27 protein-coding genes are annotated in these 25,175 nt (G+C 74.2%); 17 read left to right on the top strand and 10 right to left on the bottom strand.

The annotated features are described in order from the left end of the window. Nucleotides 1-46: 46 nt before the first annotated feature. Nucleotides 47-487: an ATP-binding protein gene (locus ACIQVZ_RS15030; protein WP_402450210.1), complete on the top strand. Its 441-nt coding sequence runs from the start codon at nucleotides 47-49 to the stop codon at nucleotides 485-487. Further along, nucleotides 484-804, top strand: a complete 321-nt coding sequence (locus ACIQVZ_RS15025; protein ID WP_402450207.1) for a hypothetical protein — start codon at nucleotides 484-486, stop codon at nucleotides 802-804. The genes ACIQVZ_RS15030 and ACIQVZ_RS15025 overlap by 4 nt, the downstream gene beginning before the upstream one ends. A 178-nt stretch (nucleotides 805-982) precedes the next feature. Here ACIQVZ_RS15025 and ACIQVZ_RS15020 read toward each other — a convergent pair whose 3' ends face one another. Both ACIQVZ_RS15020 and ACIQVZ_RS15015 read right to left on the bottom strand, forming a co-directional pair. Next, entirely contained in the window at nucleotides 983-1,441 is a 459-nt protein-coding gene (locus tag ACIQVZ_RS15020) for a hypothetical protein (RefSeq protein ID WP_402450205.1), read from the bottom strand. Nucleotides 1,442-1,562: 121 nt separating this feature from the next. Further along, nucleotides 1,563-2,105, bottom strand: coding sequence for a DUF1707 domain-containing protein (locus ACIQVZ_RS15015; protein WP_402450204.1), 543 nt, complete (start codon nucleotides 2,103-2,105; stop codon nucleotides 1,563-1,565). 111 nt (nucleotides 2,106-2,216) lie between these two features. Between ACIQVZ_RS15015 and ACIQVZ_RS15010 the strand changes: the two genes are divergently transcribed. Together ACIQVZ_RS15010 and ACIQVZ_RS15005 are read left to right on the top strand one after the other, a co-directional pair. Beyond that, on the top strand, nucleotides 2,217-2,528 hold the full coding sequence (locus ACIQVZ_RS15010) for a helix-turn-helix transcriptional regulator (RefSeq protein WP_063352995.1): 312 nt from the start codon (nucleotides 2,217-2,219) through the stop codon (nucleotides 2,526-2,528). 168 nt (nucleotides 2,529-2,696) lie between these two features. Continuing rightward, nucleotides 2,697-3,929: an MFS transporter gene (locus ACIQVZ_RS15005; RefSeq protein WP_402450202.1), complete on the top strand. Its 1,233-nt coding sequence runs from the start codon at nucleotides 2,697-2,699 to the stop codon at nucleotides 3,927-3,929. 269 nt (nucleotides 3,930-4,198) lie between these two features. Here ACIQVZ_RS15005 and ACIQVZ_RS15000 read toward each other — a convergent pair whose 3' ends face one another. The 4 genes from ACIQVZ_RS15000 to ACIQVZ_RS14985 all read right to left on the bottom strand — a co-directional run bounded on the left by ACIQVZ_RS15000 (nucleotide 4,199) and on the right by ACIQVZ_RS14985 (nucleotide 6,715). Then, nucleotides 4,199-4,702 carry a DUF6879 family protein gene (locus ACIQVZ_RS15000; protein ID WP_402450200.1) on the bottom strand — a complete coding sequence of 168 codons (504 nt, stop codon included), beginning with the start codon at nucleotides 4,700-4,702 and terminating at the stop codon, nucleotides 4,199-4,201. Nucleotides 4,703-4,815: 113 nt separating this feature from the next. Then, nucleotides 4,816-5,040, bottom strand: a complete 225-nt coding sequence (locus ACIQVZ_RS14995; protein WP_402450198.1) for a hypothetical protein — start codon at nucleotides 5,038-5,040, stop codon at nucleotides 4,816-4,818. 86 nt (nucleotides 5,041-5,126) lie between these two features. Beyond that, on the bottom strand, nucleotides 5,127-5,963 hold the full coding sequence (locus ACIQVZ_RS14990) for a helix-turn-helix domain-containing protein (protein WP_402450196.1): 837 nt from the start codon (nucleotides 5,961-5,963) through the stop codon (nucleotides 5,127-5,129). Continuing rightward, nucleotides 5,960-6,715 carry a DUF6879 family protein gene (locus ACIQVZ_RS14985; protein ID WP_402450194.1) on the bottom strand — a complete coding sequence of 252 codons (756 nt, stop codon included), beginning with the start codon at nucleotides 6,713-6,715 and terminating at the stop codon, nucleotides 5,960-5,962. Before ACIQVZ_RS14985 ends, ACIQVZ_RS14990 begins: the two co-directional genes overlap by 4 nt. A gap of 365 nt (nucleotides 6,716-7,080) precedes the next feature. Here ACIQVZ_RS14985 and ACIQVZ_RS14980 point away from each other — a divergent pair, with 365 nt between their 5' ends. Next, the gene (locus ACIQVZ_RS14980) at nucleotides 7,081-8,214 is read left to right on the top strand and encodes an FAD-dependent oxidoreductase (protein WP_402450191.1); all 1,134 of its coding nucleotides are present in this window, start codon (nucleotides 7,081-7,083) and stop codon (nucleotides 8,212-8,214) included. A gap of 33 nt (nucleotides 8,215-8,247) precedes the next feature. Here ACIQVZ_RS14980 and ACIQVZ_RS14975 read toward each other — a convergent pair whose 3' ends face one another. From ACIQVZ_RS14975 to ACIQVZ_RS14965, 3 genes are all read right to left on the bottom strand, one after another. Continuing rightward, nucleotides 8,248-9,282: a phosphotransferase family protein gene (locus tag ACIQVZ_RS14975; RefSeq protein ID WP_402450188.1), complete on the bottom strand. Its 1,035-nt coding sequence runs from the start codon at nucleotides 9,280-9,282 to the stop codon at nucleotides 8,248-8,250. 284 nt (nucleotides 9,283-9,566) lie between these two features. Further along, nucleotides 9,567-9,914 carry a helix-turn-helix transcriptional regulator gene (locus ACIQVZ_RS14970; RefSeq protein ID WP_350886075.1) on the bottom strand — a complete coding sequence of 116 codons (348 nt, stop codon included), beginning with the start codon at nucleotides 9,912-9,914 and terminating at the stop codon, nucleotides 9,567-9,569. A gap of 245 nt (nucleotides 9,915-10,159) precedes the next feature. After that, entirely contained in the window at nucleotides 10,160-11,032 is an 873-nt protein-coding gene (locus ACIQVZ_RS14965) for a BTAD domain-containing putative transcriptional regulator (RefSeq protein WP_402450185.1), read from the bottom strand. Nucleotides 11,033-11,631: 599 nt separating this feature from the next. Between ACIQVZ_RS14965 and ACIQVZ_RS14960 the strand changes: the two genes are divergently transcribed. The 12 genes from ACIQVZ_RS14960 to ACIQVZ_RS14905 all read left to right on the top strand — a co-directional run bounded on the left by ACIQVZ_RS14960 (nucleotide 11,632) and on the right by ACIQVZ_RS14905 (nucleotide 22,910). Further along, on the top strand, nucleotides 11,632-12,843 hold the full coding sequence (locus ACIQVZ_RS14960) for an aminotransferase class I/II-fold pyridoxal phosphate-dependent enzyme (RefSeq protein ID WP_350886079.1): 1,212 nt from the start codon (nucleotides 11,632-11,634) through the stop codon (nucleotides 12,841-12,843). A gap of 102 nt (nucleotides 12,844-12,945) precedes the next feature. After that, a complete protein-coding gene (locus ACIQVZ_RS14955) occupies nucleotides 12,946-14,184 on the top strand; it encodes a beta-ketoacyl-[acyl-carrier-protein] synthase family protein (protein WP_402450181.1) in 1,239 nt (412 codons plus the stop codon). Beyond that, nucleotides 14,181-15,038 (top strand): MaoC family dehydratase, encoded by an 858-nt coding sequence (locus ACIQVZ_RS14950; protein ID WP_402450179.1) that lies wholly within the window; start codon nucleotides 14,181-14,183, stop codon nucleotides 15,036-15,038. The genes ACIQVZ_RS14955 and ACIQVZ_RS14950 overlap by 4 nt, the downstream gene beginning before the upstream one ends. Nucleotides 15,039-15,045: 7 nt before the next feature. Then, nucleotides 15,046-16,590 carry an AMP-binding protein gene (locus ACIQVZ_RS14945; RefSeq protein WP_402450177.1) on the top strand — a complete coding sequence of 515 codons (1,545 nt, stop codon included), beginning with the start codon at nucleotides 15,046-15,048 and terminating at the stop codon, nucleotides 16,588-16,590. Between the two features lie 73 nt (nucleotides 16,591-16,663). Then, nucleotides 16,664-16,936, top strand: a complete 273-nt coding sequence (locus tag ACIQVZ_RS14940; RefSeq protein ID WP_350886087.1) for a phosphopantetheine-binding protein — start codon at nucleotides 16,664-16,666, stop codon at nucleotides 16,934-16,936. A 3-nt stretch (nucleotides 16,937-16,939) separates the two neighbouring features. Further along, complete coding sequence (locus ACIQVZ_RS14935) at nucleotides 16,940-17,971, top strand: hypothetical protein (protein ID WP_402450175.1); 1,032 nt, start codon at nucleotides 16,940-16,942, stop codon at nucleotides 17,969-17,971. Next, nucleotides 17,964-18,872: a tryptophan synthase subunit alpha gene (trpA, locus tag ACIQVZ_RS14930; protein ID WP_402450173.1), complete on the top strand. Its 909-nt coding sequence runs from the start codon at nucleotides 17,964-17,966 to the stop codon at nucleotides 18,870-18,872. Before ACIQVZ_RS14935 ends, trpA begins: the two co-directional genes overlap by 8 nt. A 19-nt stretch (nucleotides 18,873-18,891) precedes the next feature. Then, on the top strand, nucleotides 18,892-19,266 hold the full coding sequence (locus tag ACIQVZ_RS14925) for an ectoine synthase (protein WP_402450171.1): 375 nt from the start codon (nucleotides 18,892-18,894) through the stop codon (nucleotides 19,264-19,266). Nucleotides 19,267-19,379: 113 nt separating this feature from the next. Beyond that, nucleotides 19,380-20,525: an acyl-CoA dehydrogenase family protein gene (locus ACIQVZ_RS14920; protein ID WP_063352981.1), complete on the top strand. Its 1,146-nt coding sequence runs from the start codon at nucleotides 19,380-19,382 to the stop codon at nucleotides 20,523-20,525. After that, nucleotides 20,522-21,247 (top strand): N-(5'-phosphoribosyl)anthranilate isomerase, encoded by a 726-nt coding sequence (locus tag ACIQVZ_RS14915; protein ID WP_350886097.1) that lies wholly within the window; start codon nucleotides 20,522-20,524, stop codon nucleotides 21,245-21,247. Before ACIQVZ_RS14920 ends, ACIQVZ_RS14915 begins: the two co-directional genes overlap by 4 nt. Beyond that, nucleotides 21,244-21,981 (top strand): indole-3-glycerol-phosphate synthase, encoded by a 738-nt coding sequence (locus ACIQVZ_RS14910; RefSeq protein WP_402450166.1) that lies wholly within the window; start codon nucleotides 21,244-21,246, stop codon nucleotides 21,979-21,981. The genes ACIQVZ_RS14915 and ACIQVZ_RS14910 overlap by 4 nt, the downstream gene beginning before the upstream one ends. Continuing rightward, nucleotides 21,978-22,910, top strand: coding sequence for an alpha/beta hydrolase (locus ACIQVZ_RS14905; protein ID WP_402450164.1), 933 nt, complete (start codon nucleotides 21,978-21,980; stop codon nucleotides 22,908-22,910). The genes ACIQVZ_RS14910 and ACIQVZ_RS14905 overlap by 4 nt, the downstream gene beginning before the upstream one ends. A gap of 671 nt (nucleotides 22,911-23,581) precedes the next feature. Here ACIQVZ_RS14905 and ACIQVZ_RS14900 read toward each other — a convergent pair. Beyond that, nucleotides 23,582-24,973, bottom strand: coding sequence for a sporulation protein (locus ACIQVZ_RS14900; RefSeq protein ID WP_402450162.1), 1,392 nt, complete (start codon nucleotides 24,971-24,973; stop codon nucleotides 23,582-23,584). Between the last annotated feature and the right edge of the window lie 202 nt (nucleotides 24,974-25,175).

The raw sequence follows: 25,175 nt of genomic DNA, 5'->3' as shown, positions 1-25,175 counted from the left end.
GGGAAGTCGCCGGCCCGGATCACCACGCCGCCGAGGAGGCGTCGCCATGTCCGAAACGCTGAAGATCCCGCCCTCCGCCGTGGGGGAGTACTCCTGCTGGCTGTCGCGCCACCACAAGTCCGTGCCCACCGCGCGGGGGCTGCTGCGCGGCTTCCTCTCCGACCACTCGGGGGGCGAACTGTTCTCCGACCACTCCGGGTTGGTGCTCGGCGAACTCATCACCAACGCCGTCCAGCACGCCCGCACCCCGTCCGACCGGCTGCTGTTCGTGCGCTTCGCCCTCTCGGCCGACGACGTGCGGATCGAGGTCCACGACGCCGACCCCCGGCAGCCCGTGCTGCGCCGCGTCAACGGGGACGAAGAATGCGGGCGGGGGCTGTGGCTGGTGTCCGAACTCGCCCTCCGATGGGGCTGCCGACCGCGCGCGGGCGGAGCCGGCAAAGCGCTGTGGGCGGTCCTCGGACCCCAGAGCGGCGCCGCCACGTGACCACCATCCCTCCCCGCGACTACCCGCACCCGGTCACCGTCGAGATCGGCGGCGTCACCAAGACCGCCACCTTCGCCCGGCTCGCCGACGCCCTGGCGGCCGTGCGCACCGCCCTGGCGCGCCTTCCCCTCGACGACGACCACGCCGCCTACCTCGCCGACCTGTTCGCCCCCGAATCCACCGCCCACATCGCCCGCCGACTGGCCGACTTCGGCGCGCTGCGCACGATCGCCTTCGTCGGCGTCCACGCCCACCCCATCCACCTGCGCCCCGCCGAAAGCCCCGACGGCGCCGACGACTTCCCGGGGCCGGCGTGAGGCGCAGCTGCGCCCGGGTCGTGAGGTGGTGGTGTCTGCGCGGCCGGTTCTCCCTGCCCGTAAGGGCGTTGAGCCCGGGGCGCCGTGCCGCCCACGCCGAGATACGGCGCTGGGCGGCCGCCCCCGGCAGTGCCGAGGCCCTGCTGCGGGCCGTCGCCGACCGCGCCCGCCAGACGCCCTAGCGTCCGTCCCGCGCCGCTGCGGGGCGGAGAACGGGATCGATCCCGGCCAGGCTGTCGCGCAGCCGACGGGCCCCCAGGGCGACGTGGTCGTCGGCGGCCCGCGACAGCTCCTCGCACAGTCGTAGCGCGTCGTCCCGGTCGTCGGCGAAGACGCCGAACACGTCGACGACCGCGGTGTGGATCCAGTCGCCGTGGTTGTCGTCGGCCACTGCCAGCGCGGACGCGACGATCGTCAGCCCGGCCAGGTCGTTTCGCCGCAGCAGGGCTTGCGCGCTCACCCGGGTGACGAAGGTGTCGCCCGTGTCGAGCACGAGCGCCAGCAGCGGCCCGCGGGCCTCCCGCAGTTCGGCGAAGCCTGCCAGGGCGCGACCGGCGTCCGCCCGGTCGCGGTAGTCGCGGCTGCGCCCGAGCTCGCCGAGCGCCGCGACTACCGCCCGCCGCGCGTCCCCGTCCATCTGCCCGCCCGCCCCTTCCGCGAGGTCCGGCGCAAGTGCCGCCGGGGTGACCGCCACCGAATGTGGTGAATCGTCAACCATGACTCAAGCAAGGGGAGTTGGAGAAGCGGTCCGGACGGCCTCAGCGCCGCGCGTGGCGGACCTTCAGCCGTCCGAACCCGGTGGTCCCGGAGATCCGGATCGTCGGGCCGCCGGCGGTGGGGTGCCGCGGGGGCGTGTAGCGGGCCTCCTTCCAGCCGGGCTGCATGCCCTCGATGTCGACGACCGCGTCGCGGGGCACCGTGATCCTGGCGCCGCCGGTGCCGAGTTGCAGTTCGATGTCGACGACCGGGTGCTCGAAGACCGCCCGGGACAGGTCCAGGCGCACCCTGCCGAGCGCGGAGGCGACCTTGAGCGTCCGGGGCACCCGCCAGGCGCCGCCGCGCCGGATGCGTCCCGTGGCGGCGCCGATCGTCGTCTCGGCTCCCGCGCCCGGCTCCGGGAGCGAGGCCAGGGACCGTGCGAGTGCGCCCTGCGTCCTGGCGGTGAGCGCCTGGTGGAGGCGTTCGTCCATCTCCTCGTGGGAGATGCGCCCTTGGCTGTACGCCTCTTGCAGGCGCTGCGCGGCCGCGTCGCGGTCGTCGTCGCCGGCCAGGGGGGAGAGGTCTTCCGGCAGAGAGGTCACCGCCGCACCCTAGCGCCGCCCCCGCCCCGCCCGGCCCGGGTTGACACGCTTCTTCACATCTAGAATATTGGATGCGTCATCTGGTCGAGGGTCGGGCGAAGGGAGCACGCGGTGGATCCGCTGGCCGTCCACAAGGCGCTCGCCAACCCGGCGCGCGCGGACTTCCTGCGCTGGCTCAAGACGCCCGAGCGCTACTTCGACGAGGACTACTACCGCGAACGCGGCGTGGGCTTCCACATCGGCGTGTGCGTGACGGACATCCGGGAGAAGTCCGGGCTCGCCCAGTCCGTGGTCTCCGGCTACCTGCAGATCCTGCGCGACGCCGGACTGCTGGTGTCCGAACGCGTCGGCAAGTGGACCTTCTACCGCCGCGACGAGGAGACGATCGCCGCGTTCGCCGCCTACGCCCGCGACGAACTCTGACCCCACCGCCCCTCAGGGGCGCACCCCACCGCCCCCGCCGGGGCGCCCCGGGCTGCGCCCTTCCTTTTCGCCCAATTCCATCTAACTATCTAGATTTGTAGCCCCGTGCGTGGGGGGTGGGTGCCGTGCGCCCGCACACCCCGCGCGCCGGGCGGACGGAGGCAGCACATGGGAAAGACCGGCCCCGCCGTCCTGACGCTCTCCCTGGGAGTGTTCGGGATCATCACCACCGAGATGGGCGTCGTCGGCGTCCTGCCCCGCATCTCCGAGGACCTCGGCGTCACACCCTCCGCCGCCGGCTGGCTGGTGGGCGTCTTCGCCCTCGTGGTCGCCGCCACCGGACCGTTCGGCACCCTGCTGGCCTCCGGCCTGCGCCGCAAGGCCGTCCTGGCGAGCGCCCTGGCCGTCTTCGCGCTCTCCAACGCCGTGTACGCGCTCACCGACGACTTCGCCGTGATGTTCGCCTTCCGGATCCTGCCCGCGCTCTTCCACCCCGTCTTCTTCGCCGTCGCCCTCACCACCGCCGCCAACCTGGTCCCCGCACACCGCGCCACCCGGGCGGCCACCACCGTCTTCGCCGGCGTCACCGTCGGCTTCGCCTTCGGCGTGCCGCTCACCTCCTACCTCGCCGAACACGCGGGCCTGGCCGCCGCGTTCTGGTTCGGCGCCGGCGTCAACCTGCTGGCCTGCCTGGGCGTCCTGCTCCTCCTGCCCTCCACCCCCGCAGCGCCCTCCACCCCCGCAGCGCCCGCCGGCCGGCGCCCCTCCTACCGGGGGCAGCTGGCCATCCTGCGCCGGGGCCGGCTGTGGCTGTCGGTGCTCGCCGTCGTGTGCGTGTTCGCCGCGATGTTCTCCGTCTACGGCTACTTCGCCGAATACCTGGAACGCGTCACCGGCCTGAGCGCCTCCCTGGTGGGCGCCGCACTGATGGCCTTCGGGATCGTCATGGTCCTCGGCAACCTCCTCTTCGGCCGCCTCCTGGAACGCGACCTCCTGCGCACCGTCACCGCCTTCCCCGCCCTCTACGTCCTCCTCTACGTCCTGCTCTACGCGATCGGCCCCTGGCCCGCGCCGATGACCGCCGGCATCCTGCTCTGGGGCGCGGTGCACTCCGGCGGACTCGTCGTCAGCCAGAGCTGGCTGGCCCGCGACGCCCAGGACGCACCCGAGTTCGGCAACAGCCTGTTCATCTCCTTCTCCAACCTGGGCATCACCGCCGGCAGCGCGGTGGGCGGCCTCGTCGTCTCCACCGCCGGCGCCCGCCACCTGCCCTGGGCCGGAGCGGGCTTCGCCCTCGCCGCCCTGGCCGCCGTCCTGCTGCGCCGCCGCCTGGGCCCCGCCACCCCCGTCCCCACCGCCCCGGCCCCGCAGGCGCAGGACGCGCCGCCCGCCACCGTCTGACGCCCGCCGTATCAGTCCAGGCAGGACAAGGCACCCGCCACGAGCGAGCGTGCTGGCGCGCCCCGCACCGCCCCCCTGCGAGAGGCGGTCGAAGGCCCGGGCGTACAGACCGACCTGGCTGGGCCGGGCGAGGGTGGAAGCGGCGTCCAGCGTGTCCGCGTGGACCCCGGTCCCCGTGTCCTTGCGGATCTCGCTCAGCCGACCGGCCAGGGCTTCGCGGGCCTGTTGGACGCTCGCAGAGGGGTGCGCGGGCATGGAGCCGGCGTTCGTCAGATTTCGTACAGGTGGTGCGGGACCGCTCGCTCCCAGACCGCTTCGAACGCGGTGGCGCACAGCGCCACGGTCTGCGGGTCCGCCGTGATCTCGTCCTCGACCACCGCGCCGTCACCGGAGAAGTGGTGCACCCGAAGCAGCGCGCTGTCGAACAGCCAGAAGTCGTTGCCCGGCAGGGGGATGCCCGTGGCCCGTCGCCGGGGCAGCCAGCGGACCTCCTCACCCGCCGTGACGTTGGCGTGGGTGACGTAGTGCTCCCACCGGATGTACGCGGACACGGGCTCGGAGACGACCCGGGCCCGGCGCACGGCCACACCCCGGGCCACCGTGTCCGTGATCAGCTGGTCGTAGGGATGCCACCAGGACCCGCGGTCCTGCCAGTCGATCCGCTCGCCGCGTTGCCACGCCTCGAACCGTTCCGTCGGGGCGTAGGAGTCCCGCAGCTCCAGATGGACGGCGGAGCGCCGGCACCGCCCGAGCAGCTCGGCGAAGTCGGGCACGCTCGACGCCGCTTGCGTTCCTCCGGGGACAGCTCCGACGGCCGGACCGCTCGCCGGGGTCCGGCGGGACCGCCCCGCCTCCCGGCGGCCGGGTGTCCCTTGCGGTGCCGCGTTCACGTGTCCAGGGCTTTGCGGATCAGGGTGGCGAGCACGGCGGCCTCGGCCTCCCTGAGGTGCGCCAGGGCCACCCAGGAGAAGCTGGATTCCGCGAACACGTCCGGGCCACCACGGAGGAGGGCGGAGATCCCGGCAGCGCGTAGCGCTTCCCGCAGATCGTTCGCCGCCGACTCCGCGGCGCTCACCCGTTGCGACTGCCCGGTCGGCTCAAGACCCGACATGTGCCACTCCCTTGACCGGTGGGGTTCCGTCACCAGGAAGGTAGGGGAGGCGGCCGGAGCCGGGCAGAGATGATTCCCGGTGATTCTCACGGCAGCGACCGGCGGGCCCGGGAAATCACCCGATGGGCTGACGGGCCGTAGACGGCGCTCTCCGCCAGGGCCTCCCACGCCCGGACGTGAAGCGCGACGTCCGCCGGATCGTCCAACCACATCTCCGCGTGCCAGGACTCGGTGATGACCAACGCGCCGTCGTGGATGGAGAATCCGACTCCCGCGGGCACCCTGAGATCGGCATCGAACGGCACGATCCCGAGCCGGACGTTCCCACGTGCCAGCCAGGGGGCCAGGGACTCCAGCTGGTCCGCCAGTACGGCCGGCGGGCAGAGCCGGGAGACGAGGGCGCCTTCCCACACCAGGAAGTGGAACGACCGCGACCGGTCGTTGAGAACCCGCTGGCGTTCCATGCGGGTTACCACCGCGGCCTCGACGTCGCGGATCGATGGATGGACCCTGGTGTACCGGGTGAGGACCGCTCGCGCGTACTCCGCGGTCTGGAGCAGGCCGGGAACCAGGGTCGGGTCGAATGACCGCCGGTCGCCGGTCCTCTTCCCCTGCACGGCGTGCGTCTCCTGCACCGGTCGGACACCGCCGGCGAGTTGGCGCCGCCACGATCGGTACTGGGTCCCCACCGTCCGCAGTCGGCCCACCAGTTCGGCGCCGGCGTCGGGCCGGCCGACGGCCTCGGCCCAGGCGACCACATCGGCCCTGGTGGGCGACTGCCTGCCGTTCTCCAACTTGCTGACCTTGGACTGGGGCCAGCCCAGCCGCACGGCCACGGCGCGTCCGGACAATCCGCACTCGGTGCGCAGTTCACGCATCCGGGCACCAAGAGCAGACCGTGCCTGCTGATAGTCGGTGCTCACATGTCGGAAGGTACCTGAGCCCGGAACTGCGCGTAGGGCCTCGCGTGGTGCCAGGCGGCATCACGCGCCTGGCAGGCACGGAGGACTTCCAGCGGGTCCGTGACCAACTCCATTCCCACGGTGCGTTCCCCCTCGAAGTGGAAGCGCGCGACCGTGCGGGAGTCGAAGAGCCAGAAGTCCGACAGAGCGGCCAGCCCGGCCGCCTCGGCCTCCGAACGCCACATGCACCGGATGTCCTCACCGGCCGCCACGTTGGTCCGGGCGCACGCCAGCAGGTACCGCTGCCCCTCGGTCGGCGGATCGTCCACCAGACGCACCCGCTCGAACCTCTTGCCCTTGCCGACCATGCGGCGCACGTTCTCGAACCAGGGGTGCCCGACCTCTCCGGCGCTGTCCCCCGTCCGAAGGAACTCGGCGTAGGAGGGCGTCAGCTGGTCGGAGAGGTATCCCGTCCTCGTCTCCAACCGCCACGCGGTGTGCTCGAACCCGTCGTTGATGAACTCGGTGATCCGCTGCTGCGGTACGAACTCCGGCACCGGCGTCGACTCCTTCGGCGCGAACCGCACCAGCAGTTCGCGGGGCACGACTACGAAGCCCTCATCGTCCTTCACGTGCATGAGTTGCGCCACGTCCCCGGGGTCCGTCACGGCGTACCCCTGCACGACCACCTCGCCGGTGTCCACGTCCTCGTACAGCGTCGGGCAGTCGCCGACACCCGAGGTGCTACCGATGACGCGCAGTCGCCGTGCCATAGCTGTTCCTCTCGACGGCAGACAGGAAGGTCCTCCCATGATCGGCCTCAACCGGCGCCCCGGAAGGGATGATTCTCGATGATTCCCATACGGCGAGGACGATCTTTCACTTTTCGTGAAATCCACAGGGCTTCCGGCCCGGTGTGGTCGGGACATGCCCCCAGGAGCCCGCTCGCGTGCCGCAGCTCGACATCCGAATCGGCGCAGTGCACTTGACGATCCGACGCGGGCGCGGTGACGGCCGGATGCCGGGGGTGTGAGCCGGGTGCCGGTGGCCTGGCAGCGGCCTGCCGGTGGGCCCTGGGACCTTTCCGGGGACAGGCCGGGTGCCCATCCGGCAGGCGCGCGACAGACAGGGAACCACCATGACCACCGACATCACGATCATCGGCGCCGGACTCGGCGGGCTGACCCTGGCCCGGGTCCTGCACCTGCACGGCATCGCGTCCACGGTCTACGAGGCGGAGGCCTCGCCGGCGGCGCGTGCGCAGGGCGGGCTGCTCGACATCCACGACGACAACGGGCAGCTCGCCGTCCGGGCGGCCGGCCTGACGGAGGAGTTCGAGGCCCTCGTGCTCCAGGGCCGCCAGGCGCTGCGGATCCTCGACCGGGACGGGAGCGTCCTGCTCGACAAGGCCGACGACGGCACGGGCGGGCGCCCCGAGGTGCAGCGCGCCGAACTGCGCCGGATGCTGCTCGACTCGCTGCCGGCCGGCACCGTCCGGTGGGGCCGCAAGGCCGCCGGCGTCCGCGCCCTGGGCGCCGGCCGCCACGAGGTGGCGTTCGCCGACGGCACCACCGCCGCCACGGGCCTGCTGGTCGGCGCGGACGGCGCGTGGTCACGGGTGCGGCCGCTGCTGTCCGCCGCCACCCCCCGGTACACCGGCACCTCGTCCGTCGAGACCTACCTGTTCGACGCCGACACCCGCCACCTCGCCGCCGCGAAGGCGGTCGGCGGCGGCTCGATGATGGCACCCTCCCCGGGCGCGGAGATCTTCGCCCACCGGGAGAGCGGCGACACCCTGCACACCTACGTGCTGCTCACCAGGACGCGGGACTGGTTCGCCGCCGTCGACTTCACCGACCCCGCCGCGGCACGCGCCCGCATCGCGGCCCAGTTCGACGGCTGGGCACCCGAACTCACCGCGCTGATCACCGAAGGCGACACCGCGCCGCTCCTGCGCCCCCACTACACCCTGCCGATCGGCCACCGCTGGGACCGGGTGGCGGGGGTGACCCTGCTGGGCGACGCCGCCCACCTCACCGCCCCCAACGGCGAGGGCGCCAACCTCGCCATGCTCGACGGCGCCGAACTCGGCCAGGCCCTGGCCGCGCACCCCGGCGACACCGAGGCCGCCCTCGCCGCGTACGAGCGGGCCATGTTCCCCCGCGGCGCCGAGGCCGCCTCCGAGGGCGCGCACATGCACGAACTCCTCAACCGCGACGACACCCCCCGCGCCCTGATCGCCGCCTTCCTCGACGCCGGCCCGGCCTCCTGAACCACCGCGCGGGAAACCGCCGGTGAGCGGCGCTCAGGCGTACCGGTCGAGCAGCGCCTCCAGGTAGTCCTCCAGGCGCCGGCCCAGCAGGGCCGGCGTCAGGTCGCCGCGCCCCAGCTCCCGCCATGGCACGGCGACCTTCTCCGCGTCCGGGGCGAACGCCAGCGCGTCCAGCAGCCGCCAGTACAGGTGCGCGCCCCGGTCCGTCTCCAGCGTGCCGCCGGCCGCCAGGTAGCGGGCGGCGAAGTCCAGGCCGGTGTCCACACCGTGCAGCAGGGCCAGGGTGGTGGAGCAGTGGGCCACGTCCAGGTCGGCCGGGCCCCAGGAGGTCTCCACCCAGTCCACGACCCCGCTGACGGCCAGCCCGGCGCCCTGCCCGGTGAACAGCACGTTGCCGGGGTGGAAGTCGCGGTGCAGGAAGCACGGCCGGTACGCGGGCACCTCGCGGCGGATCACGTCCACCGCCCGCCGCCACACCCCGGGACGCGCCGTGGCCCCGGGCACCCGCACCCGCTCCGGGGTCGTCCACGCCTCGAAGGCGCGGGGGCGCTCGCCCGGCACCACCGCGAGCGCGTGCACGGCGGCCAGCTGAGCGGCCAGCAGGTCCGCGCGGCGCTCCACGTCGCTGTCCTGCGCCACCCGCACGCCGCCAGGCAGCAGCGACATCACCAGCGACGGGTGGTCGCAGAACGCGCCCGCCGCGTCCAGGGCGTGCAGCCGCGCCGCCGGCACGCCGCCGTCCGCGAGCAGCCGCAGCACGCCGGCTTCACGGGTCAGCAGGGCGGGCGCGTGGCGCAGGTAGAACGGCTTGACGAACGAACGCAGCACCAGCCCGTACCCGCCCGGCACCGGGCCCGCCCCAGGGCCCGCACCCGCACCCGGTCCCGCCTCCGGGCCGCTGACGATGTCCAGGCGCCGCATCCGCGACGTCCAGCCGCCGCGCAGGTCGGCCACCGCCCGCACGCGGTGCCCCGGCGCAAGGCCCCGCTCCACCCACCGCAGCGTGGCGGCCCAGTCCCGGCCCCCCGAGGGCGCGTGCGGTTCGTGCGGCGGTGCGAAGGCGTCCATCCGCCGAAGGATACGAGCGCCGCCCGCCCGCGGCCACGCCGGGTTCCCGCAGCCGCAGGTCACCGCCGGGCGCCTGACCAACGGCCCCTGGCAGGTGTGCCGTTCCCGAAGGCCGCCGAGTTGCCGAAGCGGCTGACGGAGGCGAAGAAGACCCCGGAGCGGGCTTGGCCGGGGGAGGTGTCCGCTGCGGTCCCGCAGCGGCAGACCCGCCCTGCCCCGACCCGCCCCCGCCCAGGGCCCCACCAGGCCCGCCCCACGGCCGCCGGCCGCGGGCGGGCCGGCCGTCAGGGTGCCGTACGGGCCTCGGCGTCGGCGGCGGCCACCACCGCCGACAGCAGGCCCGGGAAACGGCCCTCCAGCTCCTCGGCGCGCAGCGAGTTCATCTTGGTGGTGCCGACGTAGTACTGGTGCAGCAGCCCGGCCTGGCGCAGCACGTTGAAGTGGTGCGTCGAGGTGGAGCGGGAGACCGGAAGGTCAAAGGAGCCGCAGCTCAGCGCCGCGCCCGCGTGCGCGAGCCGGCGCACCACCGATCTGCGGGCAGGGTCCGCGAGTGCCTCCAACACCTGCTGGACGCTGAGGTCCTCCACACCAGGGTGCACGATCACCCGCGCCGCCACGCGTGCCCGTCCCACACCCACCACCCCTTCCCAACGCTCGACCCCCGTCCCGGTTCGGTAAAAGCCGCGCGGCGTGCGCGACTTCGCGCCTCGACGCTACTACGAGCGCGCCGTGCGCCACGCCCACCGCAACACCTCCGCAACACGCGCGCGCCCGCCCCGGCGCGCCCGCGACCCCCGCGCCCCCGCCCGCCCCCGTGCGCGCACGCGGGCGAGCGGCCCCTCGACACCGGGGGCCGCCCGCCACCGCGACGGACCCGTCAGGCCGCGCGCACCGGCGGCCCGGCCGGGCGCGCCAACCGGGCCAGGGCCAGCGGCTCGAAGATCCCCATCAGCACCGGGTCCACCGGCCGCACCGCCGCCGCAGCGGGCGCGACCGGGGCGGGGGAGCGCAGCAGCGCGAGGTAGAGCTCCTGGGTCTCGGCGGCCGGGTCGATGCCCAGCTCCTCCGCCAGCACCTGGCGCAGCTGCTGGTAACAGCGCAGCGCCTCGGCCCGGTTGCCGGCCGCGGCCAGCGCCTCCATCCGGCAGCGGTAGGCGCTCTCGCGGAACGGGGCGCGGCGCACCGCCTCGTCGGCCCAGCGCAGCGCGTGGTGCTCCTCGCCCAGCGCCGAGGCCGACAGGCTCGCCGTCTCCAGCGCGGACATCCGCAGCTCCTCCACGTGCTCGCGCACCCCGCCCGCCCACTCGCCCTCGTGGTCGGGCAGGAACGCGCCGCGCAGATTGGCGATCGCCCCCGCGGCCAACTGCTGCGCCACCGCGTAGGAGCGGGCCGCGTACGCCTCCCCGGCCTCCCCGACCGCACCGGCCGCGGCCTCCAGGTCCACCGCCGCGTCCGCGGGCAGCCGCAGGACGTAGCGCCCGCCCTGGGCGATCAGCGGGGTGGCGCCCGGGCCCTGGCCCGGGGAGGCGACGAAGGCCCGCACCCGCGAGACCACGCTGCGCAGCGCGGAGGCCCAGGTGTCGGGCAGGCCGTCGGGCCAGATGGTGTCGGCCAGCTGGTCGCGGCTGGTGCCGGCGGAGCGCTCCAGGACCAGGCGGGCGAACGCCACCTGGGCCTGGGCGCTGGACAGGTGCTGCGGGGCGCCGTGGTCGTGCTCGATCGCCACAAGTCCTGTCAGGCGGATCAGCATGAGAATTCCCCCGATCTGCCGGACGGACTGTCTTCCCGGAAGCCGTTCAACGTGCTCCAACCCCCTTGAGCCAAAGCGGAGCCGACGGCCCGTGACGCCGGGCCGACGGCGTGGGAAACCTGGACCGGAAACTCCGCCTACCAGCCGTTCGGTTTCGGCGGATTTCGACCATACATTCGGCGCATCACACGGTGTCAACACTGGTCGACAAAACATACCCACCAGCCGGTCCATGCGTCGTGGACGCAAGGTTTCTGCACGTCAGAGCATTACCGCAGGCCGGGAACACGGCTATTGCGGACGCCTTGCGCATCCTGCCGTAGAAATGTAGTCATCCTTGAGCACCCCGCGTGAAGGCTTCGAGAAACACCACCCCACCCCCTGCGCCGGGCACCACCCGTAAAAGCCCCGGGACTATCCCCGGAGGAAACCCCAGCACCCCCACCCGCCCCCGCGCCGGGAAATACCGAAAACAATCCGGAACAAGCCGACGACGAACCGCCGACCAGCCGACGGGCAACCGGCGGCAAACCGGCGGCAAACCGCACGGCACATACCGCCGCGCGCCCGCCGCGCCCCGCCGAGAAGGAGACCCGCACGTGAACGCCACCGGAGCATGGGACCGCCTGGAGCCGAAGCTCGCCGCCACCCTGGACCGCGTGGCCGCGCTGGAGTCCGACCCCTCACGCCGCAACAGCTTCGTCGCCTACACCATGGAACGCGACAGCGCCTACTGCGACCTGGACGGCGAGCGCCTGCTCATGATGTCCGGCTACAGCTACCTGGGCCTGGCCGGAGACGAACGCGTGGTGGCCGCCGCCAAGGCCGCCGTCGACGTCTACGGCACCGGCAACCACGGCGTGCGCGCCCTGGCCGGCACCATCCCGCTGCACGAGGAACTGGAAGCCGAGGTCGCCCGCTTCGCCCGCCGCGAACGCGCCCAGGTCTTCGGCTCCGGCTACGCCGCCAACGTCGGCACCGTCGGCGCCCTGGTCGGCCAGGGCGACACCGTCCTGATCGACAAGTACGACCACGCCAGCATCGTCGACGGCTGCCGCCTCTCCGGCGCCACCGTCACCCGCTTCCGCCACAACGACGTCGACCACCTCGAACGCCGCCTCAAGGCCGCCTCCCCGACCGGCGTGCGCCTGGTCATCGTCGACAGCGTCTACTCCATGGACGGCGACATCGCCCCGCTGCCCGAACTGCGCGCGGTCTGCGACGCCCACGACGCCCTCCTGATGGTCGACGAGGCCCACGCCCTGGGCGTCATCGGGGAAACCGGCGGCGGCATCGAGGAGCACTTCGGCCACCGCCACCGCGTCGACATCAAACTCGGCACCCTCTCCAAGGCCATCCCCTCCATGGGCGGCTGGGTCGCCGGCAGCCACGAACTGATCGGCCACCTGCGCTACGCCGCCCGCCCGTTCCTGTTCTCCGCCGCCCTCGGCCCCGCCCAGACCGGCGCCGCCCTGGAGTCCCTGCGGATCCTGCGCCGCGAACCCGAACGCGTCACCCACATCCAGGCCCAGGCCCAGCGCCTGCGCCGGCGCCTCAACGACGCCGGCATCTCCACCATGGACTCCGCCACCGCCGTCCTGCCCGTCATCGCCGGCTCCGACGACGCCGCCTACGACTACGCCACCGCCTGCCGCAAGGCCGGCGTCATCGGCCTGCCCGTCGTCACCCCCGCCGTGCCCAACGACCTGGCCCGGCTGCGGATCGCCGTCACCGCCCGCCACACCGCCGCCGACATCGACTTCGCCGCCGACGCCTTCCTGACCGCCGCCGCCCAGACCGGCCTCATCTGACCGGGACGGCCCCCGCCCCCGCGCCGCCCCGCCCCCGCGTCGCCGCGCCGCCGGCCCGACCCCGGCGCCCGCCGGCCCCCAACGCCCGGAAAGGACAAGACCATGGCAGAGCGCCCCACCCGGCCCCCCATCGCCGTCACCGGCCTGGGCGTCGTCAGCCCCGCCGGCCACACCCCGGCCGCGTTCTGGCACACCGTCAGCACCGGCACCCCCACCGCCACCGCCCTCACCGACCCCGCCCTGGCCCGCCACCGCGTCCGCCTGGGCTGCCGCGTCACCGACCTGCCCGACAACGGCCCCGTCCCCGCCAAGGACGCCCGCCGCCTCGACCCCTTCGCCCACTACGGCACCCTCGCCGCCCTCGCCGCCCACCAGGACGCCGGCGCCCCCGAACCCGACCCCGGCCGCAGCGCCATCGTCGTCGGCAACGCCGTCGGCGGCCGCACCACCAGCGACCGCGAATCCGCCCTCTTCACCACCGCCGGACCCCTGCGCGTCAGCCCCCTGATGCCCCTGGTCACCATGCCCAACGCTGCCGCCGCCCAGATCGCCATGCGCCTGGCCTGGACCGGCCCCGCCCTGACCATCGCCACCACCTGCGCCTCCAGCGCCGACGCCATCGGCCACGCCGCCCTCCTCCTGGAAACCGGCCGCGCCGACATCGTCATCGCCGGCGGCTGCGAAGCCACCCTCACCCCCGTCACCCTCGCCGCGTTCGGCAACCTCGGCGCCCACTCCCAGCGCAACGACGACCCCACCCGCGCCAGCCGCCCCTTCGACACCGACCGCGACGGCTTCGTCATGGGCGAAGGCGCCGGCTTCCTCGTCCTCGAACGCCTCGCCGACGCCCGCGCCCGCCACCGCACCCCCTACGCCCTCCTCGCCGGCTACGGCTCCAGCGCCGACGCCTACCACCTCTCCAACCCCCGCCCCGACGGCGCCGGCGCCGTCACCGCCATGCGCGCCGCCCTCACCGACGCCGGCCTCACCCCCGCCGACATCGCCCACGTCAACGCCCACGGCACCTCCACCGTGCACAACGACCGCGCCGAAGCCGCCGCGCTGCGCACCGTCTTCGGCCCGCACGGCGTGCCCGTCACCTCCACCAAGGGCTCCATCGGCCACCTCATCGGCGCCGCCGGAGCCGTCGAGCTGATCGCCGCCGTGCAGGCCATGAACAGCCGCCTCGCCCCTCCCACCGCCAACCACGAGCACACCGAACAGGGCCTGGACCTCGACGTCGTCCACGGCACCGCCCGCCCCATCCGCCTCGGCGCGGCCCTGTCCAACTCGTTCGGCTTCGGCGGCCACAACTCGACCCTGGTGGTGACCCCGCTATGACCACACCCACGACCGCGACCGGGCCCGCGACGACGCCCGCCCACCACACCGCCCGCACCAGCACCACCGTGACCGCCGACGCCCTGGCCGCCTACCGCACCGCCGCCCGCACCGGCCTGCCCCCCGCCCCGGACACCGCCGCCGCCCCCGCCCACCCCTTCGTCCTCGCCCACGCCCTCGCCCAGCACACCGTCACCACCCTGACCACGGGCGACCCCGGCTTCACCGGCGTGGTCCACCTCGCCCAGGAGATCCACACCCACCACCCCCTCACCGCCGGCACCCACGCCGACATCACCGTCACCGTCACCGCCGCCCGCCGCGAAGCCCGCGGCACCCGCCTGGCCCTCACCACCCACCTCACCGACGGCACCCGCACCCTGGCCCACCTCACCACCTCCGCCCTGCTCGTCGGCGCCACCACCATCGAACCCTTCGGCACCCTCACCCCCGCCGCCCACCCCGGCACCACCCCCGACACCGAACCCCACACCCTCACCCACACCCTCACCCCCGCCGACGTCACCGCCTACGCCCACGCCGCCGGCGACCTCAACCCCCTGCACCTCGACGACGACGCCGCCCGCGCCGCCGGATTCCCCGCCGCCATCGCCCACGGCATGCACCTGGTCGCCCTCGCCACCGAGGAGATCACCGACCGCCACGCCGACGGCGACCCCACCCGCCTCACCGCCCTGGGCGCCCGCTTCGCCGCCCCCACCACCCCCGGCACCCCGCTGCGCCTGACCCTGCAGCCCTACGACCGGGGCACGGTGGTGCGCTTCACCGTCGCCACCCAGGACGGCACCGCCGTCAAGGCCGGCTGGGCCACCCTCACCCCGGCGGGGGAGTGAGACCCCGATGACCACACCCGCCGCACCCACCACACCCACCACACCCGCCGCGCCCGCCGTGCAGGCCGTGCAGGCCCCGCCGCCGCTGACACTGCCCGACGCGTTCACCGCCCACGCCCGCACCCGCCCCGACGCCGTCGCCCTCCTGTGGCACGAACGCGCCGTCACCTACCGCGAACTCGCCGAAACCGCCGAACGCGAACGGCTGCGCCTGCACACACTGGACCTCGCCCCCGGCGAACCGGTGGGCCTGCCCGCCGCCAAGTCCCCCGAGCAGATCGCCCTCGTCCTGGCCTGCCTGATCGAACGCCGCCCCTTCCTGCTGCCCTCCCCGCAACTGGCCCCCGCCCTGCTCGCGGCCCTGTTCGCCCAGGCCGGCGCCCGCCACCTGCTCGCCCCCCTCGGCCAGGACACCCCCGCCCTGCCCACCCTGGCCCGCCCCGCCCCCGTGCCCACCCTCGCCGCCGGCACCTCCTTCCTGCTCACCACCTCCGGCTCCACCGACCTGCCCAAGATCGTCCCCCTCGCGCAGGCCGCCGTCGACCGCTTCACCGCCTGGGCCCACGACACCTTCGACCTCGGGCCCGGCCGCGTCGTCGCCAACTACGCCCCCCTCAACTTCGACCTGTGCCTGCTGGACGTGTGGGCCACCCTCGCCGCCGGCGGCACCGTCCTGCTCATCGACCCCGCCCACGCGCTCAACGCCCGCCACCTGCTCGCCCAGCTCACCCGCCACCGCCCGCACGTCCTCCAGGCCGTCCCCCTCGCCTACGCCCTCCTCGCCCAGGCCGCCGCCCAGACGGCAGGCCCGACGGTGCTGGACAGCGTCGAGCACGCCGCGTTCACCGGCGACGCCATCGACGCCCGCACCCTGGCCGCACTGCCCGCCCTGCTGCCCGGCGCCGCGCTCTACAACATCTACGGCTGCACCGAGACCAACGACAGCTTCCTGCACCGCCTGGACCGCCTGGACGCCACCGCCGCCCTGCCGGTGCCCATCGGCACCCCCCTGCCCGGGGTGCGCACTCTGCTCACCGCCCCCGACGGCACCCCCGTCACCGGCCCCGGCCGCGGCGAACTGTACGTCTCCACCCCCTTCCAGGCCGCCGGCTACCTGGACCGCTCCCGCGACACCGGCCGCTTCACCACCCAGCCCGAGGGCGCCGGGCCCGGACGCCGCTGGTTCCGCACCGGAGACCTGGCCGTCCGCGACGAACACGGCCGCCTGCACCTGACCGGACGCGCCGACTTCCAGGTCAAGGTCCGCGGCGTCGCCGTCAACACCGCCGAGGTCGAACGCGTCCTGCTCGCCCACCCCGAGGTCCGCGAGGCCGCCGTCGCCGCCGCCCCGGACCCGCTGACCGGCAAACGCCTGCACGCCGCCGTCCAGCGCGCCGCCGGCTCCGCCCTCAACAGCCTCACCCTGCGCGAACACCTCGCCCGCAACCTGCCGCGCGCCGCCGTGCCCGAACGCCTGGCCATCCACGACACCCCGCTGCCCAAGACCGCCACCGGCAAGGTCGACCGCAAGGCCGTCCTGCCCACCGCCTGACCAAACCACCCGACCCGAAACCACCAAAACCCGAAACCACCAAAACCCGACACGACCAAGGGAGTTGCGAGCCATGAGCAACATCACCCAGATCAAGCGGTTCCTCATCGAGGAGTTCCTGCCCGACGTCACCCCCGAACAACTCGCCGACGACCACGACCTGCTCTCCGACGGCGTCATCGACAGCCTGGGCGTCCTCAAACTCATCGCCTGGGTCGAGGACCACTTCGCCCTGCCCGTCGACGACACCGACCTCGACCCCAACAACTTCCGCTCCGTCACCGCCATCGACGCCTTCATCACCCAGCGCCGCGCCGTCCCGGCCAGCGCCGTGGCCGGCGGCTGACCCGTGCACCCGGCCCTCACCGCCCTGCTCGCCGGACACGACGTCGACCTGGACACCTGGCGCTCGTGGTGGGACCAGCTGGAGCAGCGCACCCCGGGCCCGGCCCGCGACAGCGACCGGGCCCAGGCCGCGGCCCTGCTGGCCGCCCTCACCACCCGCCTGCCCGCCCCCGACACCCTCGCCGCCTTCACCACCTCCCTGACCGAACGCAGCCCCCACCCCGGCCCCGCCCACCCCGCCAGCGTCAACATCGTCGGCACCGGCGGCGGCCCGGCCACCTTCAACCTCTCCACCGCCGCCGCCCTGACCGCCGCCGCCATGGGCGTACCCGTCGTCAAGACCGGCTCCCGCGCCTACACCAGCAGCGCCGGCTCCATCGACCTGCTGGAACGCCTGGGCATCACCCTCACCTCCTCCCACACCGCCACCGCCGACCACCTCGCCCGCCACGGCATCGCCTTCGCCGGCCCCCACGTCTACCCACCCGCCCTCACCCGCCTGGCCCGCCTCCTGTTCCCGCTCACCCTCAAACCCTTCGGCCGCCTCCTCAACACCCTCGGCCCGCTGCTCGCCACCGTGCCCGTCACCGCCCAGCTCACCGGCACCAGCGCCACCACCGACCTGCCCGCCCTGCGCCACCTCGCCCCCCGCACCCCCGGACGCGCCGTGTGGCTGGCCACCAACACCGCCGGCGCCGACGAACTCCTGCCCTTCGCCGACAACACCCTGCACACCCCCGACACCACCATCCACCTGCCCGCCGGCTCCATCGCCCCCGCCGACGGCACCCTGGCCGACCTCGCCCCCCACCCCGAGGACCTCACCGGCCACTTCCTGCAAGCCCTCGCCGGCCGCGCCGGCCCCACCGCCACCCACACCATCGCCCTCAACGCCGCCGCCCTCGCCCTCGCCTCGGGCCGCCACACCCACTGGCACACCGCCCACACCGCCGCCCTGGACGCCCTGGCCGACGGCGCCCCCCGCGCCCTGGCGACCCGCCTGCGCACCGACCACAAGGCCCCCGCCCATGCCTGACACCACGTTCTTCGCCGCCCGCGCCGACGGCCGCCCGCACCTGGCCCTGTTCCTCAACGCCGGAGACCCGCCCGCCCGCCTCACCGACCTGGCCCTCGTCCTGGAGGAGGAAGGCGTCGACGTCCTCGAACTCGCCGTCCCCTTCCCCCACTCGCCCACCGACGGCCCCGTCATCCGCCGCTCCGCCGACCGGGCCCTGGCCGCCGGCACCACCCTGGACACCGTCCTGGACGAACTCGCCACCCTGCGGCCCCAGTTGAAGAACCTGAAGATCGCACTGCTCGCCGACTGGAGCCACAGCCTGCGCGCCGCCGACCCCGCCACCTGCGCCCGCGCCATCGCCCAGGCCGGCGCCGACGCCCTGCTCGTCCACGCCCTGCCGCCCCGCCTGCGCCCCGCCTGGCGCCAGGCCCTGCGCGAGGCCGCCCTGCCACAGGTCGCCACCTGCTACCCGACCTCCACCCCCGAGGTCCTCACCGCCGCCGCCCGCGACGCCCACGACGCCTACGTCTACCTCGTCGCCCACTACGGCCGCTCCGGCACCACCCCCGCGGCAGGCCACCACACCCTGGCCGCCACCGTCGCCACCCTGCGCGCCGCCGCCCCCGCCACCCCGGTCGCCATCGGCTTCGGCGTCAAAAGCGCCGCCGACCTGGACGCGGTCGCCGCCGCCGGAGCCGACGCCGCGATCGTCGGCTCCGCCGCCGTCGCCCGCATCGAGGCCGCCCTCACCGAGGGCCGCGACGCCGCCCAGGCGCTGCGCGCCCTCCTCCACGACCTCCGCCCGCCCGGGCCACCCCAGCCCGCCACGGCCGGACGCACCAGCACCACCGCCAGCACCACCCCCGGCACCACCAGCACCACCCCCGGCACCACCAGCACCACCACCCTCGCCCGCTGACACGAAAGGCAGAACCAGCATGCTGATCCGCGACCTTGACGACGTCCAGACCGTCGAGTGGGGCAACGGCCTCTCCCGCCGCTTCCTGGTGGCCGGCGACAACCTCGGCTACACCCTCACCGACACCATCGTCAACGCCGGCACCAAGTCCCGCCTGGAGTACCGCAACCACCTGGAGGCGTGCTACTGCATCGCCGGCTCCGGCGAGGTCATCGCCATGGACGGCACCTCCCACCCCATCACCCCCGGCCGCCTCTACGCCCTCGACGAGCACGACGCCCACTACCTGGTCGCCAGCCCCCACGAGGACCTGCGCCTGGTCTGCGTCTTCTCCCCGGCCCTGCGCGGCGACGAGGTCCACCAGCTCGACGCCTCCTCCTCCTCCGCCTACTAGCCCCCTCTCCGCCCACCAGGCGAAGACCCCCTTCGAGTCACGCGCCGGCGCCCCGCGCGCCGGCCTGCCACCCCGGGCCCCGCACGCGGGCCCGGGAGGAAGGCGGCACGTCCATGATCCGCTGGAACGCCGACCAGCACGCCCTGCGCGAGGGCCTGGCCCGCTTCGGCGACGACCTGAGCGCCGGCCACATCGAAGGCGACGAACAGGCCGCCTTCTCCCACGACAAGTGGCGCCTCGTCCAGAAGACCGGAATCCTGTCCCTGCCCTTCGAGGAACGCTACGGCGGGCTGGGCCAGTCCCTGCTCACCACCATGTACGTCCTGGAGGGCCTGGGCCAGACCTGCCGCGACGGCGGCCTCAACTTCTCCGTCACCACCTCCCTCGCCTCCACCGGCGTCCCCCTCCAGGCCTTCGGCTCACCCGCCCTCAAAGAGGCCTACCTGCCGCGCATCGCCTCCGGCGAGGCCATCGGCGCCCACGCCATCACCGAGTCCGAGGGCGGCTCGGACGCCATGCAGATGCGCACCCGCGCGATCCGCGACGGCGACCACTTCGTCCTCAACGGCGCCAAGACCTTCGTCAGCAACGGCCCCGTCGCCGACGTCATCGTCGTCTACGCCCGCACCCACCCCCAGGGCGGGGCGCTCGGCGTCACCGCGTTCCTCCTGGACCGCGACATGCCCGGCATCAGCACCGGAAACCCCATCAAGAAGATGGGCCTGCGCACCTCACCGCTGTCCGAGGTCTACCTCGACGACGTCAAGGTGCCCGCCTCCCGGGTCCTGGGCCGCGTCGGCGGCGGCTTCCTCGTCCTGGACCACGTCATGAAACGCGAGATCCTCTACTCCTTCATCGTCAACACCGGCGAGATGCAGCACCGCCTGGCCCGCTGCCTCGACTACGCCAAGACCCGCATGTCCTTCGGCAAGCCCATCGGCTCCTACCAGTCGGTCGCCAACAAGATCGTCGACACCAAGATCCGCCTGGAGACCGCCCGCAAGTGGCTCTACGACACGGCCCAGCGCCTGGAGGCCGGCGAGAACGTCACCGTCGACATGGCGATCGCCAAACTCCTCACCAGCGAATCCAACCTCGCCACCTCGCTGGCCGCCGTCCAGGTCTTCGGCGGCAACGGCTACATGTCCGAGTACGGGCTGGAGAAGGACGTGCGCAACGCCGTCGCCGGCACCATCTACTCCGGCAGCAACGAGATCCAGTACAACCGCATCGCCGCCATGCTCGGACTCGGCAAGTGAGCGCCCCCGCCCCGCCCCGCCCCCTGCCGCCCACGCGGCCCCGCCACCTCAAGGTGTGCGGGGCCCGCACCCGCGCCGACCTCACCCTCCTCGCCGAATCCGGCCCCACCCTGGTGGGCCTGTGGCACGGCGTGCCCGGCGGCCCCGCCGAACTCTCCGAACAGCACCTCGCCCACCTCGCCGCCACCGCCATCCGCCTGGGCCTGGAACCCGTCCTGGTCACCTTCCTCGACGACGCCGACCAACTCGCCCGCCTCGCCCGCGCCACCGGCATCCGCTGGATCCAGCTCCACGCCTACCAGAGCCCCGCCCTCGTCACCGAACTGCGCCACCGCCTGCCCTACGCCGTCCTCGTCAAAGTCCTCCACCTCTCCCGCGGCCGCTGCCTGGAACGCCCCTTCATCGGCGCCTTCGAACGCGCCGGCTGCGACCTGTTCCTCCTGGACACCGTCACCGACGACGGCCGCGTCGGCTCCACCGGCCACCCCCTGGCCCCCGCCGACGTCCACACCCTGCTGCCCCGCCTCACCATCCCCTTCCTCCTCGCCGGCGGCCTGAACGCCGCCAACCGCGACACCTACCGCACCGTCACCGACCACCCCCTGTACGCCGGCGCCGACATCGACACCGCCGCCCGCAACCGGGCCGGCGACTTCACCCACGAAGCCGTCACCGCCCTCGCCCACGCCTGGCACCCCCGCCCCAAGGAGGCGTACGTATGAGCGCCCCGCGGTTCCTCGACGCCCTGCTGGCCGCCGACCGCCCCCTGATCATGGAAGTCAAACTCCGCGACCCGCACGGCACCGACCTGCTGGGCCCGCGCACCGTCACCGACCTCGTCACCCGCTACGAACAGGCCGGCGCGCCCTGCCTGTCCGTGGTCACCGGCCGCTGGTTCGGCGGCACCCCCCGCCTGCTGCGCGAGGTCACCGCCGCCACCGACCTGCCCGTCCTGCAGAAGGACTTCCTCACCCGCCCCGCCCAACTGGAGGCCGCCGCCGCCCTCGGCGCCTGCGCCGTCCTGCTCACCGCCGCCCTGCTGCCCGCCACCTCCCTGCACCGCCTGGTCACCACCGCCCTCGCCCTGGGCCTGACCCCGTTCGTCGAGATCACCGGCGAACACGAACTCGCCCACCTGCCCCAGCCCGAACACTGCGTCATCGCCGTCAACAACAAGGACATCCGCACCCGCGAACGCGACCGCGGCGACCTCGGACGCAGCCTGCGCCTGTTGCCCGCCCTGCACGCCACCGGCACCCGCGCCCCCGTCTCCGCCTCCGCCATCACCGAACCCGCCGACGCCGCCCGCCTCCTGGACGCCGGCTACGCCGGACTGCTCATCGGCACCACCCTGATGCGCCAGAGCGACCTCACCGGCTGGCTCACCGACCTCGACACCGCCCGCGCCGCCACCACCGCCCGCGCCGGGGCCGTCCGCGCCGGGGCCGCCGTATGAGCTTCCGCCCGAACCCGCGGCCCAACCCCCGGCTCGCCACCCGCTCCCTCATCCTGGACGCCGGCGGGATCCCCGTCTCCGCCCTCGTCGCCGAACCCCAGGACCGCGCCCCCAAGGCCGTCCTCCTCGCCATCCACGGCCGCGGCATGCGCGCCGCCTACTTCGCCGGCCCCGCCCACCCCGACACCAGCCTGCTCACCCTGGCCGCCGACCTCGGCTACACCGTCCTGGCCCTGGACCGCCCCGGCCACGGCGCCTCCGCCCACCGCCTGCCCGACGGCCAGCTCATCGCCGACCAGGCCGCCACCCTGCACGCCGCCCTCACCGACTACGCCCGCGCCCACCCCGTCGGCGCCGGCGTCCAGCTCCTCGCCCACTCCTTCGGCGGCAAGATCGCCCTCCACCTCGCCGCCCACTGGCCCGCCGACCCCCGCCTGCCCCTGCTCGGCGCCGACATCTCCGGCCTCGCCCAGCACTACGCCCCCGGCGCGTGGGAGCGCCCCGACGACCTCGCCGGCGGCGGCCGCCTCAACTGGGGCCCCCTCGGCCTCTACCCGCCCGGTACCTTCCACGCCGCCCGCACCCTGCTCACCCCCGTCCCCGCCCTCGAATCCCGCGAACTGGCCACCTGGCCCGCCCGCTACAGCGCCCTGGCCGCCCGCGTACGCGTGCCGGTGCGCCTCACCCTCGCCGACCACGAGGCCTGGTGGCGCCTGGAGCCCTCCCACCGCACCGCCCTCACCGCCGCCTTCCCCCCGGGCCTGGCCCACCTCGTCACCGCCCACCGCGCCGGCCACAACCTCTCCCTGGGCCACGCCGCCCGCCCCTACCACCTGCGCGCCCTCGCCTTCACCGACGACTGCCTCACCCGCCCCCGGCCCGCCACTGCCGCCGCGGCCCCCGAGCCGGTCCTGGCCGCCGCCGGCTGACCGCAGGGCGGGGGCTCGTGGCCACCGCCCGCGGCGCGGTGGCCCCGGACAACCTCGCCCCGTCGCGCTGCCGCCCACCCGGTGGCGCCACAGCGCCGAGGCCCGCGCCGGCCCCGCCCCGCCTGCCCTGATCACTCTGCTCGCCCGCGGGCCCGGCGGCGACCCCGGGCCGGCCGCCATGACGGGGGCCGCCGGGTGCGCCACTTCGCCCTCGCCCGCGCCCATCGGCACGCCGCCGGGTCGCGTGGAGCGGATTGCCCTGGTGCCGCGATGCTCCGACGCACCCTCACGACGCCCCCGCCTCCACCGCCTCCGGCGGCGCCCCCCTCAACGCCGCCGCCGTGACCGGCTCGGCCGTGACGGCCTGGACGGCAAGGGCAGCCCGGTCGTCTCCGTGGTGAACCCGACCGCCGACGGCCCCTGCTGACCCGAGCGCTGTTGCGCGGCGGACGGCTGCACGAGAAGTCGGAGGGGCCGACTTCTCATGCAGGGTCGGACGACGCGATCGTGGCCACCTGTGCAATAGCCGTCCCCCCGGAGGGCGCCGGGTAGGGGAGTCGGGGTGACGTGGCGGCTCGTTGCGCAAGGCCGGGGAGGCGGTCCGGCTGCCCGACGACGTCCCTCGCTTCCCCCGGACCTGACCGTCTGGCCGGCCGCCCGGACGGCCCGGGTCAGGCCGTGACGCCGAGTTCGCTGCGGATGCGGTGGACGAAGTCGCGGACGGCCGGTTCCCGGCGCCAGGGGGTGAGGGCGGCGTTGAACTCGCGGACGTAGTCCAGGGCCCGACTGGACTGAACGCGGACGAGGGTGTCGACGGCCTGGTTGCCCAGCGCGAGGCCCTGGTCGAGGTCGTCGGCCTGGAGGTGGGCGGTTCCGACGATCGCCAGGCGCATGCCGACGGAGCGGGTGAAGATCCCGGGCTGCATGGCGGTGGCCTGTGCGTTCCAGGCCAGGGCTTCCTGCGGCTTCTTGAGGTCGCGGAAGACCTCGGCGGCATCTGCCGAGAGCCGGGCGTGGTGATAGAAGTCGATCCAGGCCGGCTCGTCGGCGCGGTCGCGGGCCCGGTCGAGCAGCATCTCGGAGGAAGCCAGCGCAGAGGCCGCCGCCTTCGCGTTGTCGTCGCGGGCATGGGCGCGGGCCTCGATCAGCTTGGTGAAGGCCAGCACCCGGGGGGCGGCCTGGCCGTTCGCGCGGGCGAAGGCACCCTGGGTCATGTCGATGGCCTCACTGGGGAAACCTCGCAGCAGGGCCTGCATCGCCATGGTGGTGAGCACATAACAGCCGAGCTGGACGTCACTTCCGGCCCGGGCGAGGCGGAGAGCCTGAATGAAGTGACGCTGGGCGACCTCGTGCTGGCCGACGTCGAAAGCCGTCCAGCCGGCCAGGCGGGACAGCTCGGCGGTCACCGAGAACAGCTCGCGCCCGACCTCGTCGGCGAACGTGCCGGACAGCAGCGGGGCGGCCCGGTGCTGGAGGCAGTCGGTGACGGAGTTCGCTTTCCAATTGCCGCCGCCGTACTTGGAGTCCCAGCGGCGGGCCTCGTCGGCGGCGTCGCGGAGCTCGTCGAGGTCGGCCCGGCCCACGCGGGCACCACCGCGGTGGTCGGCACGGTCGTCGGCCGGGCTCACCAGCCACCGGGTCACCGGGGTCGTGAACGAGGCAACGGCGAAGCCGGATCCGGTGAGGAAGTCACGGCGGTTCACGGAACTCCAGAACGAAGTGGCGACGCGTACGGCGTCGGCGGGCTCTCGCGGGAAATCCAACCCCACCCCGACGTCCGGTGTCTGCGCATCCGCCATACCGATTTCCGCCAACTGCACCGGGCGGCCCAACCGTTCGCCGATCGCCCGGGCCAGCAGCTTGGGCACCGGCCACTCGGGAACCATGCCCCGGCGGCACCAGTTCGCGACCGAGGTATGCGTATATGCGGTGGTCAGCCCGGCCTCGTGGGCCAACTGGTTCACGCGGTGGGCCAGCGACTTGTGGCTGGCGCCCCCGCACTTTTCGATCATCCGGGCCAGCACGTCGTTCGGCGGCTTGGCCCGGCGGGTGGTCGACGCCACAGCGTCCCCCTCATCCGTTCCGCGCGGTTTGGCGCGGGGAGTCGTACTCGACTGGGCACGAGAAGTCGTACACCCGGCACCGAGGCCGGATCACCGAGGGTATTGCCTCCATTGCTCGCAGTGAACCGCTTTCGCGAGTTGTGAGCCCCCCCTGCGAGCCCTGCCCGCACCGGCTTCCAGACGGTTGCCTGGTGCTCCGGGC

This window comes from Kitasatospora sp. NPDC098663, from assembly GCF_044760075.1.
Lineage (GTDB): Bacteria > Actinomycetota > Actinomycetes > Streptomycetales > Streptomycetaceae > Kitasatospora.
Note: the sequence above shows the minus strand (reverse complement) of the source record. Positions and strands in the feature narration are given on the sequence as shown.